This is a genomic window from Pedobacter sp., assembly GCF_040513095.1.
GTDB lineage: Bacteria > Bacteroidota > Bacteroidia > Sphingobacteriales > Sphingobacteriaceae > Pedobacter.
In genome coordinates, this window is sequence record NZ_JBEVDX010000144.1 from 40,051 (window position 1) to 62,167 (window position 22,117).

Annotated in this window: 20 protein-coding genes, 1 pseudogene and 1 riboswitch; of the genes and pseudogenes, 9 read left to right on the forward strand and 12 right to left on the reverse strand. The window is 43.6% G+C overall.

All coding sequences use genetic code 11. The features are described 5' to 3' along the window. Window position 1: 1 nt before the first annotated feature. Window positions 2-490: a PRC-barrel domain-containing protein gene (locus ABWY16_RS16200; RefSeq protein WP_353905694.1), complete on the forward strand. Its 489-nt coding sequence runs from the start codon at window positions 2-4 to the stop codon at window positions 488-490. An 874-nt stretch (window positions 491-1,364) separates the two neighbouring features. Here ABWY16_RS16200 and ABWY16_RS16205 read toward each other — a convergent pair. Further along, window positions 1,365-2,723, reverse strand: a complete 1,359-nt coding sequence (locus ABWY16_RS16205; protein WP_353905695.1) for a sensor histidine kinase — start codon at window positions 2,721-2,723, stop codon at window positions 1,365-1,367. 77 nt (window positions 2,724-2,800) lie between these two features. Here ABWY16_RS16205 and ABWY16_RS16210 point away from each other — a divergent pair, with 77 nt between their 5' ends. Next, complete coding sequence (locus tag ABWY16_RS16210) at window positions 2,801-4,177, forward strand: voltage-gated chloride channel family protein (protein ID WP_353905696.1); 1,377 nt, start codon at window positions 2,801-2,803, stop codon at window positions 4,175-4,177. Here ABWY16_RS16210 and ABWY16_RS16215 read toward each other — a convergent pair. Further along, complete coding sequence (locus ABWY16_RS16215) at window positions 4,174-6,756, reverse strand: BamA/TamA family outer membrane protein (RefSeq protein ID WP_353905697.1); 2,583 nt, start codon at window positions 6,754-6,756, stop codon at window positions 4,174-4,176. The genes ABWY16_RS16210 and ABWY16_RS16215 overlap by 4 nt on opposite strands. 166 nt (window positions 6,757-6,922) lie before the next feature. Here ABWY16_RS16215 and ABWY16_RS16220 point away from each other — a divergent pair, with 166 nt between their 5' ends. Together ABWY16_RS16220 and ABWY16_RS16225 are read left to right on the forward strand one after the other, a co-directional pair. Further along, window positions 6,923-8,464, forward strand: a complete 1,542-nt coding sequence (locus ABWY16_RS16220; protein WP_353905698.1) for a carboxylesterase/lipase family protein — start codon at window positions 6,923-6,925, stop codon at window positions 8,462-8,464. A 34-nt stretch (window positions 8,465-8,498) separates the two neighbouring features. Beyond that, window positions 8,499-8,906 (forward strand): Dabb family protein, encoded by a 408-nt coding sequence (locus ABWY16_RS16225; protein WP_353905699.1) that lies wholly within the window; start codon window positions 8,499-8,501, stop codon window positions 8,904-8,906. Between the two features lie 141 nt (window positions 8,907-9,047). Here ABWY16_RS16225 and ABWY16_RS16230 read toward each other — a convergent pair whose 3' ends face one another. Next, window positions 9,048-10,547: an acyl-CoA dehydrogenase family protein gene (locus ABWY16_RS16230; protein ID WP_353905700.1), complete on the reverse strand. Its 1,500-nt coding sequence runs from the start codon at window positions 10,545-10,547 to the stop codon at window positions 9,048-9,050. Between the two features lie 309 nt (window positions 10,548-10,856). Between ABWY16_RS16230 and ABWY16_RS16235 the strand changes: the two genes are divergently transcribed. Then, a complete protein-coding gene (locus ABWY16_RS16235) occupies window positions 10,857-11,552 on the forward strand; it encodes a pseudouridine synthase (protein ID WP_353905760.1) in 696 nt (231 codons plus the stop codon). Between the two features lie 8 nt (window positions 11,553-11,560). Here the strand turns inward: ABWY16_RS16235 and ABWY16_RS16240 are convergent, their stop codons facing one another. Beyond that, a complete protein-coding gene (locus ABWY16_RS16240) occupies window positions 11,561-12,367 on the reverse strand; it encodes a hypothetical protein (protein WP_353905701.1) in 807 nt (268 codons plus the stop codon). A 329-nt stretch (window positions 12,368-12,696) separates the two neighbouring features. Beyond that, a riboswitch (TPP riboswitch) is annotated at window positions 12,697-12,792 on the forward strand. A gap of 46 nt (window positions 12,793-12,838) precedes the next feature. Here ABWY16_RS16240 and thiM point away from each other — a divergent pair. From thiM to tenA, 4 genes are read left to right on the forward strand one after another with little or no spacing between them, the layout of a single operon-like run. After that, the gene (thiM, locus tag ABWY16_RS16245) at window positions 12,839-13,657 is read left to right on the forward strand and encodes a hydroxyethylthiazole kinase (protein WP_353905702.1); all 819 of its coding nucleotides are present in this window, start codon (window positions 12,839-12,841) and stop codon (window positions 13,655-13,657) included. Further along, complete coding sequence (thiE, locus tag ABWY16_RS16250; RefSeq protein WP_353905703.1) at window positions 13,638-14,267, forward strand: thiamine phosphate synthase; 630 nt, start codon at window positions 13,638-13,640, stop codon at window positions 14,265-14,267. Before thiM ends, thiE begins: the two co-directional genes overlap by 20 nt. Next, window positions 14,264-15,097, forward strand: coding sequence for a bifunctional hydroxymethylpyrimidine kinase/phosphomethylpyrimidine kinase (gene thiD, locus ABWY16_RS16255; RefSeq protein WP_353905704.1), 834 nt, complete (start codon window positions 14,264-14,266; stop codon window positions 15,095-15,097). Before thiE ends, thiD begins: the two co-directional genes overlap by 4 nt. After that, entirely contained in the window at window positions 15,084-15,737 is a 654-nt protein-coding gene (gene tenA / locus ABWY16_RS16260) for a thiaminase II (RefSeq protein ID WP_353905705.1), read from the forward strand. The genes thiD and tenA overlap by 14 nt, the downstream gene beginning before the upstream one ends. Window positions 15,738-15,764: 27 nt before the next feature. Here the strand turns inward: tenA and ABWY16_RS16265 are convergent, their stop codons facing one another. From ABWY16_RS16265 to ABWY16_RS16300, 8 genes and pseudogenes are all read right to left on the reverse strand, one after another. Further along, window positions 15,765-17,111 carry a serine hydrolase domain-containing protein gene (locus tag ABWY16_RS16265; RefSeq protein WP_353905706.1) on the reverse strand — a complete coding sequence of 449 codons (1,347 nt, stop codon included), beginning with the start codon at window positions 17,109-17,111 and terminating at the stop codon, window positions 15,765-15,767. An 84-nt stretch (window positions 17,112-17,195) separates the two neighbouring features. Further along, window positions 17,196-17,417: pseudogene (locus ABWY16_RS16270) on the reverse strand (S1/P1 nuclease); the annotation flags it as partial. Window positions 17,418-17,547: 130 nt separating this feature from the next. Beyond that, on the reverse strand, window positions 17,548-18,705 hold the full coding sequence (locus ABWY16_RS16275; protein WP_353905707.1) for a glycoside hydrolase family 18 protein: 1,158 nt from the start codon (window positions 18,703-18,705) through the stop codon (window positions 17,548-17,550). A gap of 46 nt (window positions 18,706-18,751) precedes the next feature. Beyond that, window positions 18,752-19,924, reverse strand: coding sequence for a DUF5009 domain-containing protein (locus ABWY16_RS16280; protein ID WP_353905708.1), 1,173 nt, complete (start codon window positions 19,922-19,924; stop codon window positions 18,752-18,754). 72 nt (window positions 19,925-19,996) lie between these two features. Then, a complete protein-coding gene (locus tag ABWY16_RS16285) occupies window positions 19,997-20,287 on the reverse strand; it encodes a hypothetical protein (RefSeq protein WP_353905709.1) in 291 nt (96 codons plus the stop codon). A 314-nt stretch (window positions 20,288-20,601) separates the two neighbouring features. Continuing rightward, window positions 20,602-21,015, reverse strand: a complete 414-nt coding sequence (locus ABWY16_RS16290; protein ID WP_353905710.1) for a hypothetical protein — start codon at window positions 21,013-21,015, stop codon at window positions 20,602-20,604. Between the two features lie 193 nt (window positions 21,016-21,208). Beyond that, window positions 21,209-21,604, reverse strand: coding sequence for a c-type cytochrome (locus ABWY16_RS16295; protein ID WP_353905711.1), 396 nt, complete (start codon window positions 21,602-21,604; stop codon window positions 21,209-21,211). 33 nt (window positions 21,605-21,637) lie between these two features. Continuing rightward, on the reverse strand, window positions 21,638-22,105 hold the full coding sequence (locus tag ABWY16_RS16300; RefSeq protein ID WP_353905712.1) for a RidA family protein: 468 nt from the start codon (window positions 22,103-22,105) through the stop codon (window positions 21,638-21,640). Window positions 22,106-22,117 lie beyond the last annotated feature (12 nt).

Consider the following 22,117-nt stretch of genomic DNA (forward strand, 5'->3'; position numbering starts at 1 on the left):
TATGGCAACTGAAAATATAGACGACAGCCGTCTGCTGGTAGAACTGGAAGACAGCGATTATGAAATCGCTGAGGGGGAACCCGAGGTTCAGGGATGGCATATAAAAGACACACGGGGTTCAAAAATCGGGAAAGTACAGGACCTGCTTTTCAATCCCGCCACACGTAAAGTCAGATACCTGATAGCTGATCTTGAGGCAAGGGTATTTGGTGTAGAGAACAGGAAAGTGCTGATCCCTATTGGACTCGCTGAACTGCACCTTACTGATGATGAAGTATATTTGCCTGCAGTGACTATTGCCCAGCTTGCTGCCGCTCCTGATTATATCAGGGAGTCTTTTAAGCCTGAGGACGAAATTGCTGTCCGCAATAGCTTTATGGACGATATCGACATCCAGCAAACCTGGGACGAACAGACCTTTTACGAGCACGACCACTACAATCAGCGTAACTTCTACGGAAGACGTTTTACCGGCAGGAATGAAATATAATTTGAAATAATTTGAGCTCTGATACAATAATGCAGATTTTTAAGCGTCTGTATATATGAGAGCGTTAATTTAGATAGCGGGGATATGTCGGAGGATATATCCCCGCTTCTTTTTAAAGACATCCACAAAGCCGGCGATCATATGATTGCCGATTTATAACCAGTTCTCTTCTATGAAATTCTGCTTGTTCAGCAACTCTTTGATCTGCTCTGCTTTTTTTGAAAGCGTTTCGATGATTGCATCAACGAGGACGGCTCAGTTACGAATTGGCACACTGTATTTTCTGCCGCTTTATTCCATGATTTTATATAATTATATCATTTAATTTGAATCAACTTATAATTTGATAAACTAGGTTAGTAAAATAGAAAATGGTGCGCCTGTTTTTTTTCTTAACATTGCAACAGCCAGAATACCACCTAGTAAACGCAAGGAAAAAGATCCTGCCCATCGGCGGAACGGCGGTTCAGATAGATGTGGGTAATTAAATATCACCTGATTTTTTTTTCGGTTTCCTGATACGAACTGTTGCCAGGCTTTCATTAAATGCTTTTAGCAAAAACCGCATAGGGAAAGGATCATAACTTAAATCATGACAAGATCTAGTACATGGAAAATATGTTTGATGAACTGGCTAAATGGTAAAAAGAAGAAAAACAAAGCCGGGCATTGTTCAGTCTACCCGGCTCCATGCATCAATCGTATAGAATTAATGTAGTCATGAGGACTATTCAAATATATTAATAATTCAGAATTAAACAAAAAAAATAATTATAATCACTTAATGATCAGACGAGTATAGAAAAACCTTAAAAACAACACCGGAATGCAGATTTATGATATTTTTAATAATAAAAACTTATCATTTGAGAGACTAAAACTGATCGCTCAGCTCGCCCTGCTGTGAAGATGCCGTACGGTTTTGGGTAAAAACAGGAATCGAAACCATAAAACTGGTACCCTCACCGGGAGCACTGACGAAACTGATCGTCCCATTTTGTAACTCTGTAAATTCCTTACACAGGATCAGCCCCAGCCCCACACCTTTTTCATTGTTTGTACCAAAAGTAGATTTCGCTTCCAAAGAAAAAACGTCTTTCTGATCGGCTTCAGCGATGCCTTCACCGGAATCCACTATAGTAATGGTACAATCCCTGTCAATAGCAGCAAGCACCTGTATATTGCCGCCTGCGGGTGTAAACTTGATTGCGTTGCTGATCAGATTGCGGACCACCAGCATCAGCATATCTGCATCTGCAAGAACAAACATGTTTTCATTGAGATGGTACGTCAGGCTGATTCCTTTTTCCTGCGCAATACTTGTCTCTACCTTCAGCATGTCCCTCAGCGTTTTCAGCAGGTCCATCGGGCGGACATTCACACGGACACCATCCAGCTGCGATTTAGACCATGACAGCAGATTGGCCATCATGTTTGAGGTATTTTTGGTAAGGGACAACAATTTAAGTTCGATCTCTTTTTTTTCGGGTTCAGTCAGCGGATAAGCTGTAAGCAGTTCCAGGTAACTTTGTATTGATGCCAGCGGGCTCCTGAGGTCATGTGCAACGATAGAAAAAAGCTTGTTTTTTTCTCCGTTCAATAATTCCAGCTGAATGTTCTTCAACTCAATATCCAATGCCCTGTTGAGGGCCGATTTTCTTTCCAATTCGTAATTCTGCCTGATGTACCTCAGGGAAAAGAAAACAGACACCACAACCACCATATATGCTGACACATTATCTGTAAAGCGGCTGATCAGCGTTGGATAGGTTGATGGCACCAGCGAGGGAAAATAATATTCTGTGATACAGACTCCGGCAACGGTTACTATGTTAACCAGCAGCCATGCCCATTGCTGGTTCTTAGGGGCAGTAGAAGTCTGCAGGTAAAAGAATAATGCAAATAGAATAAGGGTTGGTCCGTCAATACCTGAATTTAAGAAGTAAACGATGGCAAAGAATACATTGCCAAGAATGCCCATTCCTATCACGCTGTAAGTAAAATTTTTCCGTACACGTGAGACATAGTAAAGACATGCAAAGCCGATCAGTACAATGAGGCTTACCAATGCAACCTTCGGTAATCCAACAAAATAATTAAAAGGAACATTATAAGCCAGTGCAATAAAAGCAACGATGCAGATGCAATGGTATATACGGGCCTCCAATGAAAATGTCGCATCACTTCCGGTAAGTTTAACCTGAAGTCGTTTTAGCAATGATATAAAATACATGAAACGGGCTATTCTTCAAATATAACCATTAAAACATATATTAGCGGTGCATTTTGTGGTGCACAATATATTTGCAGGTGAAAAAATCCCCATACTACGTCATTTTTAAACAGCTATTGCGCTGGACTATCCTTGTATTCCCGGCTGCGGTGGTCACCGGCAGTACCATTGCTTTGTTCCTGTGGCTGCTCAACCTGGCAATACATTACCGGTTCACACACCAGTGGCTGCTTTTTCTATTGCCTGTTGCTGGAACTGCAATTTATTTCATCTATTCCTGTCTGGGTAAAAACTCCGAAAAGGGAAACAACCTGATTATCGAAGAAATCAGGCAATCGGGAGAAGGTATCCCCAAAAGAATGGCCCCCGTAATTCTGGTGACCACCGTAATGACCCATCTTTTTGGTGGATCTGCCGGCCGCGAAGGCACGGCAGTTCAGATCGGCGGCAGTATTGCAGCAACGCTGGGCCGCTGGTTCAGATTGAATGAAGCAGATACAAGGCTGATGCTTACAGCTGGCATAGCCGCCGGTTTTGGTGCTGTGTTTGGCACACCTCTCACCGGTGCCATCTTCGCACTCGAAGTGCTGGCCGTAGGACGTATACAGTATAATGCCCTCTTCCCTGCACTGGCAGCAAGTATCATAGCGGATATTACCGTTGCGGCATGGGGAATCCATCATACCGCTTATCATATTGATATTGTTCCGCATACCAGTTATTTTATGTCCGACTGGCTGCCTATGGATCTTTTACTTATACTGAAAGTGATTGTGGCCGCTATTGCATTTGGCCTTTGCAGTTTTATGTTCTCTGGACTGGTACACGAAATCAAAGCGCTGTTCACTAAAACAGTTCCTGTAAAATGGCTTGTTCCCTTCATAGGTGGACTCATTATTATCGGGCTGACTTATCTGAACGGTAAACAGGATTACCTGAGTCTTGGCGTAGATCCGCAATATCCCGGGGCGATTACCATACCCTCGGCATTTCATGCCGCAGGGGCCGATACCTGGAGCTGGTTATGGAAAACCGTTTACACCACCACTACCCTCGCTTCTGGTTTCAAAGGCGGTGAAGTAACCCCATTGTTTTATATCGGGGCTACGCTGGGCAACACCCTTTCACATCTGCTTAACGCACCTGTAAGCCTTTTTGCAGCCCTGGGTTTCATCGCTGTATTTGCCGGGGCTACCAACACGCCTCTTGCCTGTACCTTTATGGGAATAGAACTTTTCGGCGGTGAATATGCGTTATTGTTTGGCATAGCCTGTTTTACGGCCTATTTTTTTAGCGGTCATTCAGGTATTTACTCTGCACAGACTATTGCTGTTCCCAAATTTGAAGGAGCTGATGACGAAAAGACATTGCTGCAGGCGCAGCAGAAAAGAGGTTACCTGCATACAAAATTCTCGAAATACACATTCGGTCGCAAATCAATCAGATCCCATTAGATCCTGAAGTTCATCGAAAAGAACGGATACCAGCCTTCTGTCGAATGGCCTGCCATCAACTGTATGATCGTTAAGCCGGCCGGTGAGAAGTATACTCCACCGCCTGTTCCCTGGTGCCATTTGTCTGAATGTTCTCCCTCTTCCCAAACCCTGCCCGCATCATAGAAACCGGATAAGCCCAGCTGCCCCGGCAGGATGTAACTTGCTACATTGAACAGTTTAACTCTGGCCTGGAGATTATTATAGACCATTTGTTCACCGGCGAAACGGTATTGCAGGTAACCCAGCAGGTTGCCTTGCCCGCCAAGGAACATCGACTGGTAGAAGGCGGCCTGTCCGACTGTTACGCCACCACCCACACGGTCTGAAAGCACAATTGTGCCTTTGGCATTCAGCTTCTGATAATAGCTAAACTCTGGTCTGATCTGCAGAAATGATTTGGAATAATGGTTGAGCCCTGTATATCCCTGCAGGGTAACATTCATATAATAACCGCCTGTAGGCAGGATATTGCTGTTCCTGTGGTTACTGTTAAAGTTTACCAGGAATCCTATATGAGCCTTGTCCCTGTTTACAGTAGCACTGTCGTAAGATTTAATCAGCGACTGCTGGTTGATAAACCTGCCCCCATTGTCATCAAAATTCAGGTGGTAGAACTGGATGGAAGGCCCTGCACTCAGCGTATTTCCATTACCCACGTGCCAGCGCAAAGCCGGGTCAACCTGGTAAGTATCAAATCGCGTACGGTAAAATCTCCGGTAATTATCCCCTTTAACCAACGCAGATTCATTTCCCCTGCCAAAGAAATTCATGGTATTGTCCGGGGCCTGTGCTACAGCCTGCAAAGTAATATCGGCCTTTCCAACTGCCTGTATCCATTCTCCGTTGTACTTGATGCGGAAGGCTTCTGTGGCAAAAGAATGGGTAACCATGATCTGCTGAGAGCTGGAATAAGGCAGTTTTCTGAAACCATCTTTCTTTATAAACCTCAGTCCCAATCCCAACAGGAATCCATCGTCCTTATTGATGGCTGCTGTAGCCAGCGGTACCCAAACATTATAAAGATTTGTGGGTATAAATTTCGTATTCAGCGTATCATTGGAAAGGTGGGTCTTTAACCGGCCGGCATCCCCTGTGAAGCGGGCATTATCTTTTTGCTCATACAGCCTGATCTTCCGGCCGGCCTGTTTCACATCGTATAACTTTTTACCTTCACCGCCCACAATTCTGATTTTTATGGGCTGGTCCTTTGTATCAACGGTTACCTGGTCATCTCCCTCAGACACATACAGCCGGATCTCTTTTGTAATTTCAGGATCGTAGGTCATGTCCATCAAAACTTCCTTTACCTGTCCGTCCTTATCAATTTTATTGATAAGCACCCTTGTAGCTCCGTTGGGCGCATCTGTCAGGGTTACTTTTTCATTTTTATCGCTGGTTTTGATATCTACTATCCTGTTGGTGAAACGGTAAAATCCGGCCATTGCCGCAGGAATATTATCGCGTCGCTGTTTTAGTTCAGACAGCAGCTGATCATGCCGTATCCTGTATACCTCGGCAGGCAGCATTTTCAGTCCGGCTTCCAGTACCTCATTTGTTTCAGCTTTCACAAAATCGTTCACTACCTGCATATATTCAGTATAACTGAGCTGTGCATCCGGAAATCCCTTCATAAACCTTGTTTTAAACAATGAATATTTTACAGCCGGAAGAGTAGGTCCAAAGTCGCCCAGCAGGGGATCTATCCATGGCAGGGCTGCAATGGATGGAAACAAGCCCTGGTTAACGTGGAATACCTGGTCACGGTCACGCGGAACAGCCTCATACATTTTCTCCTTGCCGTCCTTTACGTCAAGCCAGCGCCATTGGTCCTCATGCCTGTCCCAGTCGCCAATCAGCAGATCAAGTAAGCGTGCCCTAAGAAACTGCTTGCCGTCAAAGTGATTGTCATTATCCTCATTCAGCTCCTTTATCATTTTAGGCGTATTGTCCGATTCGCCTCCCGGTTCGCGTTCTTCCAGCAGTACCACCATACCGGAAAATTCCTTTTTATATTCTCCCAGGGCATCGTCAGGCGCAATTACCCCGATTACCGGATTGGTGTGGTTTACATTTGCTGCCGCTGCCAGTGGTGGCACTATGAGTGCAGAAAAGGGATGCTGTCCGCTCATGGCATCGTTGACCCAATCGAGTGCAAAGGTTTCGCGGAGGCCTTCAGGAAGCAGTTTATCAGGCGTCTTCTCTACACTACGGATCACATATTCATTTCCTTTTTTATCGGCCAGACGCAGGGATTTGGATTGCATACCCCCACCCTCTTTTACCGGTAACAAACCACCGTATACTTTTGATATCTTAATCAGGGGCAACCTTACTGCTGCCGCCCATTCTTTTCTGTAATTTTTTCCAAAAAACCAATTGTGTACACCAGTAACATCTGCATAGGAAGGATGAACTTTTACTACGGTGCTGTCCGGAAAGTTTTGACGGGCGGATGACTTTAGCCTATCCGAATTTTGTGCCTGTACATAGCCTGCAAATGAGGTTAAAAGCAATAATAAGGGTAATCTTTTAGGCATAAGGTTTTAATTTTGGCGTAAACTTAAATAAAATCCGCTCAAACAGTCACGTTGTTGCGTTGTTCATCTAAAATACAAAATTATTTAGTTTAAAATTATCGGCAGGCTTAGCCCTGCCCTTATTACCGGGATTTAACTGATCTTTAGAGATCAAATTATTGAGCCTATGTTAATCACATCCAAAAAAATAATTAAGGAGCATAACTTCATCAGGATGATCCTCAAAGCAGGACTATTCTCAGTTTTCTTTTCCTGCTGTGCAATACCAGCTAAGTCACAAACAACCGTCCTGAAAACCGGGAAAGGGTATATCCGTGGAACCCTGGAAAACAAAATTTTGGTATTCAAAGGCATACCTTATGCAAAAGACCCTTCAGGAGCACTAAGGTTCAAAGCGCCTCAACCGGCTGATCAATGGGCTGATACCTTATCCTGTGAAAAGTTTGGCAATATAGCTGCACAATACAGCGGTACCGGGAATGGTACCACGGGCGACGAGAACTGTCTGAGCCTGAATATCTACACGCCCTCTACAAAATTCAAACTCCCGGTTGTGGTGTGGGTGCATGGTGGTGCCATGACCTCAGGTGCGGGGAAAGGCAAAGACGGGCATGCCTTCTCAGATCAGGACAGCATCGTTACGGTCAGCATCAACTACAGGCTAGGTGTTTTCGGCTTCCTGTATATGGGCGATCAGCAGGCAGCTTATCAGCGTTCAGGAAACAATGGTTTACTTGACTGCATGATGGCCCTCAAATGGATCAAAGAAAATATAGGCGCATTTGGGGGAGATCCTGCAAAAGTTACTGTGATGGGCGAATCTGCCGGAGCAAAACTTGTAAGCACACTGCTGGTGGCCCCAGAGGCAAAAGATTATTTTCATCAGCTGATCCTTGAAAGCGGAGCAGTACAATGCATCCGGGACAGTACCACTGCCAAAAACATCAGACAAAGGTTGTTGGATACCCTGGGCTTAAAAAATCCTTCCGAGCTGTTATCACTCAGTACTTCACAGCTGATAGAAGCACAGAATAAAGTATGCAGTGGTGCCCAGGGAACCAATTATTTCGGCCCTGTACAGGACGGTAAAGTGATTACAACAGATCCGTACCTCTATCTTAAGGCCCATCCCAACCGCGATATCAAACTCCTGATAGGCACCAATAGTGCAGAGAGCAAAATGTTTCTGGATGCTGATAAAAGGCTTTTTCATCCTGATGACCGTGTGCTTAAGGACTGGTTTGGCAGCAACTTCAGGTTTCTCAAATCGGCAGACCGGAAAGCATTGGCTCTACCCGATCATCTCAGTTACGAAACCAATCTGTTTACCCAGTATATGTATCAGATGCACTCCTATCGGCTGGCAAAGGTACTGGTTGCAAACCGGACGCCCGTTTGGGTCTACAGGTTTGATTACAGCAGGGACCACTCCGGAGCCAATCATGGCGTCGAATTGGAATATGTGTGGTTTTCAGGAAATCATCCTTCATTCAACACAGAAGAAGTTACGCTTGCAAAGCAGATACACCAGGCATGGGTAAATTTTATCAGGGGAAAAAATCCTGGTGAAATCAATGCTTCCCAATGGGCTTTATATACGAATGAAACGAGGTCTATCCAGGTTTTTGACCGGGTTTCACATCCGGAAACAGTTAAAAAGGTTTTTGATGATCGCAGCTATCCCTCCTCCGGTTTTGTACTCAACTAAAATTTATTAACTTCATGCAGCTAAATATATAATCATGAGTACAACAACCCGGAGAAAATTTATTGGAACCGCTGCAATATTATCGGCTGCAACAGCAGCATCAGCATTCCCCCTTGAAAATATGGAAACAAAATACCCTGTAGTACACCACGTGTTTTTCTGGTTGAAAAACCCGGGATCAGCAGCAGACAGAGATCAGCTCATTGCTGGCGTAAAAACCTTGTCTAAAATCGAAACCGTACATGAACTTCGTGTGGGCGTGGTTGCCAGTACAGAAAAACGCGAAGTGGTGGATAACAGCTGGGCAGTATCAGAGCTGATTTTCTTTAAAGATCTTGCCGGACAAGCCACTTACCAGAACCACCCTATTCATCTGGAATTTATTAAAAACTGCAGCCACCTCTGGGAAAAGGTGATTGTTTACGATGCCACAGAAGCCTAAATTTGTATCAGGGGAAGCGTAGCTGACCGCTACAGACGAAATCATATAAGTTATGTAATAAATACGCAGAGTCGCGTATAAACAACAAAGCCGGTTATCTCCATTTCAGGAGATAACCAGCTTCAGATATTTTATCATTACTTATGCGAATTTAAGCCATGAGCTTTGGTCAGTATAACCTTCTACAACCTGAACAGTATTGTCAAATTTAAATGAACACATCAGGGCGGCAACTTCATGACGCACTGTATCAATACAATTCTGCACCAGATCATTTCTGAATCCTTTTTTACCCAGGTCAAGTACATAACTGATACAAATGATCCTTGCCAGGATTTTACCCAGATCAACCAGTTTACGCTGAGAAAGCACCTGGCTGATGGTAAAGCTCAAATCATCTTTAAAATAAAGACAGGCTTCTGAAGTGAGCGCAAGCGCTTTAAGAAAATCAAATAAGTGCAGTTGTTTCTGCTTCTTCATTGTACGGGTGATCATTTCGGCAATCTGTGCATACAACATCTCATTAGAGCCTTCAAAAATCTGGAAAGGCCTGCTGTCCATAATCCCACGGCCACCGATATGGCTTATTCTGTAACCATTTGCACCTGAAAGCTGTACCAGCAACTGTGAACATTCCTGCATCAGGTCGGTCACAACCGCTTTCATGGTATTGGCTTCCATACCCTCTGTTGCCAGATTATGTGCAATTCCGCTGATTTCGCTGCTTTTGGCACACATGGCAGAACAAATTGTGTAGGCCGACTGCATTCTTGAGATGGAGTACTGTACCTGGTCAATTGCCATCAGGTTACCATTGCCCACCATCCTGTTGGTACAGTGTTCAATTGCTTCGTCAAGCATTCTCCTGATAAAGCCCATACCCATTCCCGGGAACTGCATGCGGCTCCGGTGTAAAATATCGAGCATCATTTTGATGCCGGTTGTTTCGGGGGTTAACCTGAAGTTTGCCGGAACTTCCAGGTCTAATTTATTTAAACCGTAGGGGATCATATACAATCCGGCATTGTCGTATAACTCTTCTACAACAACTTTTTGTTCTTTTACCGTATTATCACTGATAAAGAAATCGATATCCCTTCCCAGTTCACCATTGTCCAGTGTTTTACGTGCAGCAATGATCCAGTAGTCTGCTAAACCTGTTAAGCCCTGCCAGTGTTTAGTTCCTTTGATCCGGTAACCTTTTTCAACTTCCTGGTGCATGGTTTTCATGTTCAGGGCATCACTGCCATAGTCAGGCTCAGTGATCATCAGTCCGCCCATATTCTGGTTTTCCAGGAAGCGGCTGAAAATTCCCTGTTTTACCGATTCATCTGCATATTTGGAAACCGGTTCCAGGAATAAGGCGATATTAATTCCAAAGGTGAGCGACAAAGGAAGAGACTCATATGAAGCCGCAGCCAAAATACCGAGGCATTCTTTCACTTTACTGCCGCGTCCGCCATATTGCTCGGGTATTGCTACCGAAAGCGGTCTTTCAGCAAGGATATCATTTAACAACTCCGGTGGCAGCCCGCGTTCTAAACTCAGTTTATTGATATCTTCTTTTTCGTGAAATAAGTACTTCAGTGTTTTTTCAAAATCTTTCAGGAACTCTGAAAATTTGATGTCGGTCAATGTCATATATAGTGTTATTATCTTATTAGATCTATTTGAGAACGAAAATTCGAAGATAATCCAACCCTCACAACTATTAAGTGATGCAGGTCATCTTTCTGAAACATTTATAAATCTTTTAAGATATGGTGTTTTAAATCGTCACTCTTTATGTGCCACAACGCATATAAAGTACGTAAGATACTACAAATATCGCAAAGTTATTATTTATAATGATACTAAATAGTAAAATACTAATATTTTGATGTAATAAACCAGTTTTTGAGCATTTGATGTTTAAAAGGTAGCAGAATGTTATCTTTGCCAAAAAAATTTATGCTGGATATTGTTTACCAGGACGAACATTTAATCGCGATCAACAAACCCCATGGCCTGCTGGTCCACCGCTCTTCAATTGCTACTGATGCCAAAGAATTTGCGCTGCAGCTGCTGAGAGACCAGGTTAACAGGTATGTGAGTCCGGTACACCGCCTTGACAGAAAAACAGGCGGCCTGCTCCTTTTTACTTTCGAAAAAGATGTGGAAATTGCCATGCACAAACAGTTCCAGGAAGGTCTCGTCAAAAAGAAATACAAAGCTGTAGTACGAGGTTACTCTCCCGACAGCATGGATATTGATTACCCATTGGTGAAGGAAAACGGCATGATCCAGGATGCTTTTACTTCCTTTGTGACCTTAAAACAGGCAGAGTTGGATATTCCCCTCGGGCAACATCCAACTTCAAGATATTCACTGGTTGAAGCCAGCCCTACCACAGGGCGGATGCACCAGTTAAGGAAACATTTCGCCCATATTTTTTATCCTATCATTGGCGACAGGAAACATGGCTGCAATAAACAGAACAGGTTTTTCAAGGAGCAATGGGACATGACAACCATGTTATTGCATGCTTCGGAACTTTCGTTTAGACATCCGGTAACCATGGAACCTCTACACCTGACCGCTCCATTGCATGACGAGTTTAAAAGGGTAATGGCTTTAATGAACTGGGAATTAGCTGAGCAGGATTAACATATTGATCAGTACCTGTTTCTGCGGGGTTTCCAGTCCAATCCTGGCATTTTTCTCCATCTTCGGTTATCAATTTTCTGATATTCACCCGTACTGATCAGGGCGCTGAGGATAGCCGCAGGATTAAATACTTCGTTGTTCTGCAGGAGCTGGAATTCACCACTGTTACAATAAAAATCAAGAAAACAACCCAGCAGGCAAAGACAGCCGGCGGGAACCCTAAACCGGAACTCCTGCGCCTCAAAAACTTTCTGGTTTTTTGAAATCACCAGGCTTTGCTCTTCAGGTATATCAATCATGAGCGCCTCTTTAAGCCTGTAAAGCACTATACTGAAGGTAATTTTACAAAACTGACTTTTAGCAGGGAATTTCAGTTGTACGGGAATTTTTAGTTCATCCATTTTGATCACAATGTCATGCTCATCCAGGCTTACTTCAGGCTTTACACGCAAACTGTGGATGAGTGGGGATTTGATATTAAAATCAAAACCAGACAATTTATCAAAGCTCTTTTTTGTAAATGAAAATTCCATTGTCTCCGTATCAATTGATTCATAAAATATCATACTCATGACTGAATTCATACGGTTGTACATCGTTCCATCACAGAAATCCCTTGTATACGGAGCAAATCTGCTTCTGACACTCTGGACCAACATGTTTGCTTTTCCAAAGGTACTGGAGCATTTTTTTGTTGCTACAGTCTGCTTAATTTTTTCACCGCTCCTGATGGACATCGTTTGCTTTTTGCGGTATCTTCTTAGCGTTACAGGGCCCAATACGCCTGTGACGTGTTTTCCGGTTACTCTGGCCATAATATTTGGTTTTTAAGATTTATAACCTAAAGTAATACAACGCTTTATATACTCCAAACCTGTGTCCAGCAAAGTCCAGTCATGGCCTCCGAAGTCCGGTTGTTCTGGCAGAAAACCAGGCAGGTCCCCACTAAGTTGAGTAAAGAATGCATGCAGTTTTTATACCGCAGCACTATAAATAGAGGATATCTGCGCTGCGACTGCGCTATTTCCGGCGAAAAAGCGCAGTCGCAGCGCAGCTATTTCTTTCCCATGGCCTTGCAATGCAATCCTGCTACCGAATCTCCCTGTATACTCCTACCTAATGTGACAAAAAATCGTTAAACTTGTAATAGCTTTAGTGGTGTCCCCTGAAACGGACTGAGATTACACACTTTGCACCTGATCCGGCTTATACCGGCGTAGGAAAAAGCAAATGAATTTATCTTCTTTTCCGGTCAGAAAGCCTCACATTGCTGTAAATTTTAGCCAATGAAACAGAGAATCTGGAATGCTATAGCGGGTTTAAGAGGTGCATCACCATTGGTGCACAGCATTACCAATTATGTGGTGATGAACAATACGGCAAACGCCCTTCTGGCTGCCGGGGCATCCCCTATCATGGCACATGCCCATCAGGAAATGAAAGATATGGTGAATATTGCAGGCGCAGTGGTGATCAATATCGGGACGCTTGACGAATATTGGGTGGAAAGTATGCGCCTTGCCATCAGACAAGCTGAGGCCTTAAAGAAACCCTGGATACTTGATCCCGTAGGAGCGGGCGCAAGCCCTTACCGTAATGCAGTGCTGAAGGAACTGATTGGAATATACCATCCTTCTGTGATCAGGGGCAATGCTTCAGAGATTATGGCACTGGCACAAGTGAGTGTACAAACCAAGGGTGTAGACAGCGTCCATCAAACTGAGGAGGCAATAGGAGCCGCAATGCATCTGAACGCAACAACAGGTGCAGTAATCTGCGTTTCCGGAGCTACTGATACGGTTGTTCATCAGGCTAAAAGGATTTCACTTAGAAACGGCCATCCCCTGATGTCAAGAATAACCGGGATGGGATGTACAGCAACAGCGCTGATCGCTGCATTCTGTGCCCTGAACCCTGAAAACCTGTTTGAGGCTACAACAGCTGCAATGGCCTTAATGGGGGTATCAGGTGAAATGGCCGCAGCCGTGTCTTCTGGCCCCGGAAGTCTGCAAATGCACTTTTTAGATATACTGTCAACCCTTACTGAAGAAGAATTTAACGCAAGACTCACGCTGGAAGAAACATATGCCACCATTCAAACATAAGCTATACCTCGTTACTGACGAGCGTGCCTGCCTTGGAAGAGATTTCTTCAAGGTAGTCGAAGCGGCCATCAAAGGCGGCGTAGATGTCGTACAAATAAGAGAAAAAGAATTGCCGGAAAAGGACTTTCTGAGCAAAACACTCCGGTTAAAAGAGCTGCTGGATAAACACAGTATTCCGCTGATCGTAAACGATATGCTGTCGGTAGCGATGCATGGCCGGACTGCCGGCATCCATGTGGGCAATTCCGATTTATCGCCGGTGATGATCAGGATGCAATGGCCGGAATCTATTCTGGGCTATTCACTGGAACATATCGACCAGCTGAGCACCTCGCATGCGATGGTAGCTGATTACATTGCCCTCAGTCCCGTTTTTCATACTGCTACAAAAACCGATACCATAACAGAATGGGGGCTCGAAGGCATCAGGGAAGTCAGAGGCCTCACTAAACATCCGCTGGTGGCCATAGGGAACATCCATGCCGGCAACGCTGCAGAAGTCATCCGGTCCGGTGCCGATTGCCTGGCAATCATTACTGCAATCTGTTCTGCAAATGATCCCGAGAGAGCAGCATCAGTGATCAGAAATGAAATTGAAAGAGCCATATGAAGTTTAGCCATTATCCATCTGTACTTACTATTGCAGGATCTGACAGTGGTGGCGGTGCAGGTATTCAGGCAGACCTGAAGACTTTTTCTGCACTCGGTTGTTTCGGAACATCGGCAATTACTGCAATTACTGTACAAAACACAATGGGCGTAACTGGTATACACAGTATTCCTGCTAATATTGTACAGGGCCAGATCGTTGCAGTAATGGATGACATTAAACCCTCTGCCATTAAAATCGGGATGGTTCACAGCACTGAACTGGCTGAGGCCATCAGTGATACTTTACAAGCCTATCAAAATACACCGGTCATCTTCGATCCTGTGATGGTAGCTACCAGTGGGGATAAACTGATCAGGGAAGATACGGTCTCCGTCTTAAAGACAGCATTATTTCCGTTGATGACACTGGTTACTCCCAATCTGGACGAAGCTGAAATCCTGACCGGACAGCGGATTACAAATCTGGAAGAGATGCGGACTGCGGCAAAAGCGTTGTTACAAACCGGATGCACTGCTGTGTTGCTGAAGGGCGGACATTTGAAAGGACGCAGACTCTACGATGTATATGTCAGCACGCAGGGCGAAGAACAGATCTTTGAATCGGATTTTATTGAGAGCGAAAACGTACATGGGACAGGCTGTACATTGTCTTCGGCAATTGCCGCATACCTGGCACTGGGTGAAGAGCTGCCGGAAGCAATCGCGCTGGCCAGAACCTACGTCCACAATGCAATATTACATGGTAAGGACGTGAAAACCGGACATGGACACGGTCCTTTGAATCATTTTTTTAATCCCTTTAAATTACATATACATGAAATGGACTGAGAGCGCCTGGAATGAAATCGGGAATATTTATACCAGTATTATAGAAATGCCGTTTAACCAGGAACTGCTATCCGGCACCTTGTTACTGGAACGTTTTCAGTTCTATATGCAGCAGGACGGCATCTATCTCGTAGAATTCAGCAGAGCTTTATCCCTCATTGCCTCAAGATGTTTTAACCATTCTTACACGCTGGATTTCATAAGGTTTGCAGAAGGAGCCGTTGTAGTGGAAAGATCTTTGCATGAAGGCTATTTTAAGCAGTTTAACGTGACCGGCGCTTCGGAGGCCTCCCCTACCTGCCAGAATTACACGCAGTTCTTACTAACCAAAGCAAGTCTTGATCAGGTAGAGGTAGCGATGGCAGCAGTGTTACCCTGTTTCTGGATCTACAAAAAAGTAGGTGATTACATCTATGCAAACCAGCGTGAAGGCTCAAATCCTTACCAGGATTGGATCAATACCTATGCAGGCGAAGAATTTAGCTTGCTGGTTGATAAGGCAATTGCCATTTGTGATGATGTTGCGGAAACATGTTCTGTTTCGCAGCGGGAACAAATGACTAAGGCTTTTGTAATGGCTTCAAGACTCGAGTGGATGTTCTGGGACAGCGCTTACCGTTTGGAAAAATGGCCGGTTTAGCATGCTGGCAAATCCGGCTTCATCAAATTAGTTATCATCCCTGGTAAAGGGAAATACGCCCCCACCCTGCTTTAGCGTGAATTCACCAAATATCGGTCTGAACTCCATTACAATCCCGGCTAGGGCATAAGCAAATTTATCCTTTGCCACAGGTTTTAAGTTAAATGATGGCTGACCGGTAACCTGTGCAACCAGCACATTGCCTTTTTTGGTTACAACTACTTTTATCGGCACCCGCAGGCTGGAGTAATTTCCTACATATTTATCCAGGTCTTCAGTTGTTAAGACCGGAGTTTTAAATACCGGTATGGTATAGGGCATATTAAAATAGATCTTCAGCGCAGCATTCACAAGGTCTTTCAGGGGATAATCAATTCCATTGGCGCAGTATGCGTATGCCACCTTGTCTTCGGGAAAATAACCCACTACTGATGAGAATCCATCAATATCACCATTGTGTCCATAGGCCTTTTTTGGTCCTAAAGAGAGTTGGAACAAGCCCATTCCGAAACCATCATTCAGTGTTTTCATCAGGCTCAGGTTTGCTTCAGTGATCAGCTTGCCGGCAAATAAACCGTCAATAAACTTAACAAGATCAGCCGGCGTGGAAACTACAGCACCTGCACCGCCTGGGATACTCATATCCGTCTCCGGCATCTGCTGCCAGCCATCACCGGGCACATATGAAAATGCTTCATTTTTAAGGGTACTTGTTTTGCCACCGTAATAGGTATCTAAAAGTCCCAATTTACGTGCAATCTTTTGTTTGAGTACCTCAGCATAAGTTTTTTTGCTCAGGTTTTCGACGATATAACCCAATAGCACGTAATTGGTATTGCTGTATTCTGCTTTACTGCCCGGCTCAAAAACAGAGGGCTGAGCTGCGAAGGCAGTCAGCATTTCTTCTGAAGTCCGCGGTTTGGACATATACGTCTGGTAAGCAGTATCTACCACGAAATTATATAATCCACTTCTGTGAGATAACATCTGGCTGATGGTGATCTTGCCAGCGTTTGGCAGCTGGGGATAAAATGCATCGAGTTTTGTATCGAGTGTCAGCTTACCTTCTTCTACCAGCTGGAATATCAGGACAGCAGTAAACATCTTGCTGATAGAACCTATACGGTAATGTGTTTTCAGGTTTGCTTCGGTGTGATTTGCACCGGAAACAGCGCTGTAACCTATAGCTTTCTGATATACCATGCTGCCGTTATGTGCAATGGCTAAACTGCCCATGGCCTGGTTATCGGCCGAAACGGCTTTGAGTAAACTGTCGATTTTAGCTTTATTTGCTGTTTGCGCTAAAGTAACAGAAGTACTGACAGCGGTAATGATCAGTGTACAGAGCAGAGAGGTTAAAACGAATTTCTTCATGATTCAGCGTGATAAGGTAACAATGACAGAACGCCCTATTCCCCTATTTATGATTAGTGCATAAAGATAAATAAAAACTTGTCCCTAAAGAATGCCGTTCAGCAATCCTGCCAGACGTAATCCAGCCTGCTGTAATCTCTTCCCGATAATCGGGTAATGTTTTTCGTAGTAATCTGCCTCAAGCGTCCGGTCTTTCATCTGATCCACCTCTGCATACAGCTTGCTGCTGATCTGGTAGCTTTCCCACATCCAAACGATCAGCGGGGCCTGCTGCCATTTCCTGGTTTCTTTTGCGGAGGCATGGTCATATTTTTCTGCAACTTGTTCATAAGTTAATCAGCATTGCACTGTAAACGTTATCATCAGTCATGTTTTCAACCTTTTCCTTAAACTGGCTGTAGTTCAATGGAAATAAGGTAACATTTACACTACCATATTACTTAAATGCTTTATTCACCTCATCCAGCAAATATTCCTTCTGGTCGCTGGTGTATTCCCAGAACATCAATCCGCCCATCTTTTTATCTTTTACATAATCAGCTTTGCTTTTCACTGACCATTCATCATCAAAAGAAATAAACTGCCTGCTGATGGGGTTATATAAATATGGGGCTTTTGCATCCTTATCACGGTAGTACTTAAAGCCGTTTTTATTCGTAAGGCTATCTTTTATCAATGTATAACCTCCACCCTGCGCCTTTCCTGTTGTTTTAACCCCAAGGCCATTCTGCGTATTTTCTGCAACTATAGATGACCGTCCGTAGAACGCCAGACCCATAACAAGTTTAGAGGCCGGTACGCCTGCAGCGATATATTCTGCAACAGTTTTATCCGCATTATCCTGTCCGTTATACATTTTAGATGCATACAGATTGGTATGGTGAACCGAAATCCCCAGGCTGTCCTGGAAATAATCATAGGTCATCAGGTTGATGTAGTTCAGGTAAGCCTGTGCCTTACCCATTTCTGTCAGGTCTAAAAACCTTTTAAAACCACCCACTGCAGTGGTCAGCAATAGTTTCTTACCTGTTTCTTTCCCGGCCCTGTCAAGTTCTTCACGCAGCGCCTGGAACATCAAAGTATAATTCTGCTTGTCTTCAGGGCGAAATTTATTGCCCGCACCTACCTGTGCAGGATATTCCCAGTCGATATCTACACCATCCAGGCTGTATTTTCTGATAATATCAACCGCACTAGTGGCAAAAGCCTTACGCGAAGTATCAGAAAGTACGGCATCAGAGAAGTTGCCGCTCCAGGCCCAGCCACCAATAGAAATCAGGATTTTAAGGTCCGGGTTCTTCAATTTGAGCTTGTTTAGATTTCTAAAATTTGTGGAGTCAGTTTTCAGATTGGTTAGCCAGGCACGGTTATTCTGAACATTTACAAAAGCGTAATTGATATGTGTCAGTTTATTTGCATTCACCAGGCTGGTATCTACCAGACCGCGGTACCCACCTACGTAACCTATGACTACATACTTCTTGTGTTTCGTGTTTTGGGCGAAACTTTGAAAACCGGGAGCAAAGATCAGCATGCAAAGCAATGCAAGGCATGAAAGCAGGCCATCAGGAGTGTTATAGTTTTTAGTCTTCATCTTGAATTTTTCATAAAGCTTATGCAGCCGGGATAAACATCAGTTATTAAAGTTTCAGTCTTATTCTTCTTTTTTCCATCAATCCCACCAGTGTTATCAGGATAAACGATATAGCAAAAGACCGGATCAGGCCAACACTACCTGTATTGAGAAACACACTATATTTTATATGGAATAAACGCATAAGGTACACCTGGAAGTATGGCATCAGGTAACAGGTCAGCGTACTGGTTCCGGCCGGTGCAATCCATTTGAACCAATCCTTCTTGCCAAGCACATCAATAAGGTAAACAGCAAGTTCAAAAAACAGTATTGTAATGCCGCTGCAGATCATTACCCAGGCGGGTGTTGAATGAATTTTGGAAATACCTTCTGCAAAAGGGCGGATGAATAATCCGGCAGCAATCAAACCAAATCCCAATACGGCCATAATTAACCACAAACGCTGAGTTTTACCGATGCCCACCAGCCTGGCATACAAACCGGAAATCACGATACCGCCCATAGTTAAAGTTACAGAGGATCCGTCGCCAATAAGCCAGATTCTTCCTGGTAGCATCCCCATGTGTACAGTGATATTTACAGCAGCAAATAATACCCAGAATATGATCAGCAGACTCAGTCTTCCTTTACTGAACAGATAGAGTACGGCGCAAACGAGGTATGACCATCCTATGATGCCCAGGATACCCCACCATGATGGCTTCATCCAGGTTGGTGCTTCTGGCGTTCCGCCTTTAAACAAAGCGGCCATAGAAAGCAGGAGTATTATTCCAACAGCTACCAGCACATATTTTTTTGTCTTATGCATTGTTTCCGGGTAATCCAGCCAGATCAGAAAAAAACCTGCAGTGATGACCAGAGCCCACACTGCCTTGGGCAAAACAGCAGCAGCGCTGTAATCTTCCAGGTTCACATGAAAAAAGCCCATGATCAGCAGTGCTGCGCTGCGCGTGAGAATATAGATAAGGATTTTCAGGAAGGACTCAGCCTTTTTGATCTTGTTGTTAATCGCAAAAGGAAGTGACAACCCGACGATAAACAGGAATGCGGGGAAAATGGTATCTGCAAATCCCATGGCATCATCACTTGCCTTTGCATGATCCAACCATACCGGAACGTTTTTGACTCCGGCTGATTCGTTTACAAAGATCATCAGGAACATGGTAACTGCCCGGAGTACATCAATAGATAACAGGCGTTTAGGTAGTTGTTGCATAAAACAAAACTAACCTTTGGACCGGCTTTTACCAAATAAAAAATCTGCTACATTGCTGTACTGCAGAAGAAATTATTGCAGCCAGGTATAGACCTCATCGGCCAGCAGGAGACCACGTTTACCGCAGCTGGTTTCAATTGTATGGATATACTTAAAGGAGTGACTGAACAGGTCATATCCCTGCCCCATTACTTTAACATTTACATTTTCCTTTGGAAAATGTTTATTGTCCTGCAGGCAAATCACTTCCTGCTGATCTAAAATCAAAAAATCAAAGACATAACCAATATTATGCAATTCAATAACCTTCCTTGTGATGGAACCATTTATTTTCCGTGACTTTACTGCTATACTTTCCATCATGATCTGTTGATAAAAGGGTAAAACGTTTTTACATTACTCTATGAATATTTTTTTGTGTGTTAGCCTTTATAAGCATACAATAGGAATGCCAATCACATAACAAACTGTACAACAATTGCTTACAATCAAATAAACCCTAATTTTTTACTGTATTTCGCTAGAAAGCGAAATAATCACGAAATACCGCAAAATATTTAGTGGGATCGCAAAAAATCACAGGCCTTAGTTTAGAATACGATAATAGAAACAGCAAAGATCACAGGGAATCACTATTTATTTGACATAAATACATCTGATACAGACAGTTTAGAAAATCAAAGTGATATTTTATCAATTGGCCTGCGTACTTTGAGCCTGCCGGCCTTTTCCATGAAACGGAGCAGTAAGTTCATCCCGTTCATCCTGGTATTCACATTTACTTCAACAGATTCCGAGAATTGCTCATTTGCAGTAAAGCAAAGCACAAAAAAGCTGCTGTACTTTCCTTTTTCTACAGAAAGGTTTTCGAAATCGTCAAGGCTGATGATTATGTTGTCATCCCATGGAAAGAAATAGATAACTTCCATTTCATTTGCCTCGTTGATTTCGATCTTGCAACTGAAGCGCGCAAAGGCAATATAATAGATCAGCATGCCGATAGGCAGGTTCATCATCACAACAATCAGATCCGACTGATTGAGCAAGCCAAGGCCAAGCAATAATACAGGAATGATTATTAGCAGGTACACGTTATAAGGATAACCTGACCCAAATTCTGGATATGGTGATTTATCTGGCAAACTGATTTACAATTACTTAAAGATACAAAAATCAACCATTACCTGCATCTTCATTGTTTCCAAACAAAAAGAGGCTGTATGCTGTGGTTTTGAAATCACAGCATACAGCCTCCGCCTAATTCAGGGCGTTACCGCAACCTTTTTACTTCGAATTTAAAGAAAGAATGTATTTAACCATCTTCTTTGCATCCGGAGAAGTAAGTGCAGGATGTGGCGTCATTGGTACTTGTCCCCATTTACCACTACCACCACTGATTATTTTCTGTGACAAAGCCGTAAGATTAGCTTCTGTCATGGGATAAGTTTGAGCGATAGTTACATAAGCAGGCCCAACCATTTTATTTTGTGCGCTGTGACAGCCCACGCAGTCCGACTTGCTGATGAGCAGCTGACCAGCGGCAATATCTGCTTTGCTGACAGTAATGGTACTCACTTTAGTAACTGTTTTTACAGTTTTTTTGGTTTGGCAAAAGGCCGAATAATTACTGCAGGTTACTGCAATAAAAAGACAACCAGAAAAAATAAGCTTTAGCTTCATGACAATTTTTGATCAACAGAATTTAAAATATGACTAGATATATGCGATGCAGTCCATCTCTACCAGAGAATCTCCCGGTACACCACCTTTAGCAACAGCAATAGTTGTACGCACCGGCGGTTTTTTTCCGAAACGGCCTTTGTACACTTCGTTCAGACCTTTGTAATCAGCAATATCATTCAGGTATACCGTAACTTTCACTACTTTTTCCATTGATGAACCCGCTTTGATCAGCTCAGCTTCAAGTTCTTTCAATACGATGTCTGTATGTGCTTCAATAGTAAACGGGGCAACGTGTGCACCTTTACCGGCAACAAAAATCATGTTTCCTAATTTGGTATGACCAGAAAACAATGGAACATCATCCATTTTAGTGATGTTGCCAGCTTCTTTCTCTGGTGCTGCATCCTTGGTACTTGCACTTGCAAATAATCCAAATCCTGTTACGCCAACAGCAGATAATAATAATTTTTTCAGGGCAGATCTTCTTTCTGTACTCATTTGATTTAAGGT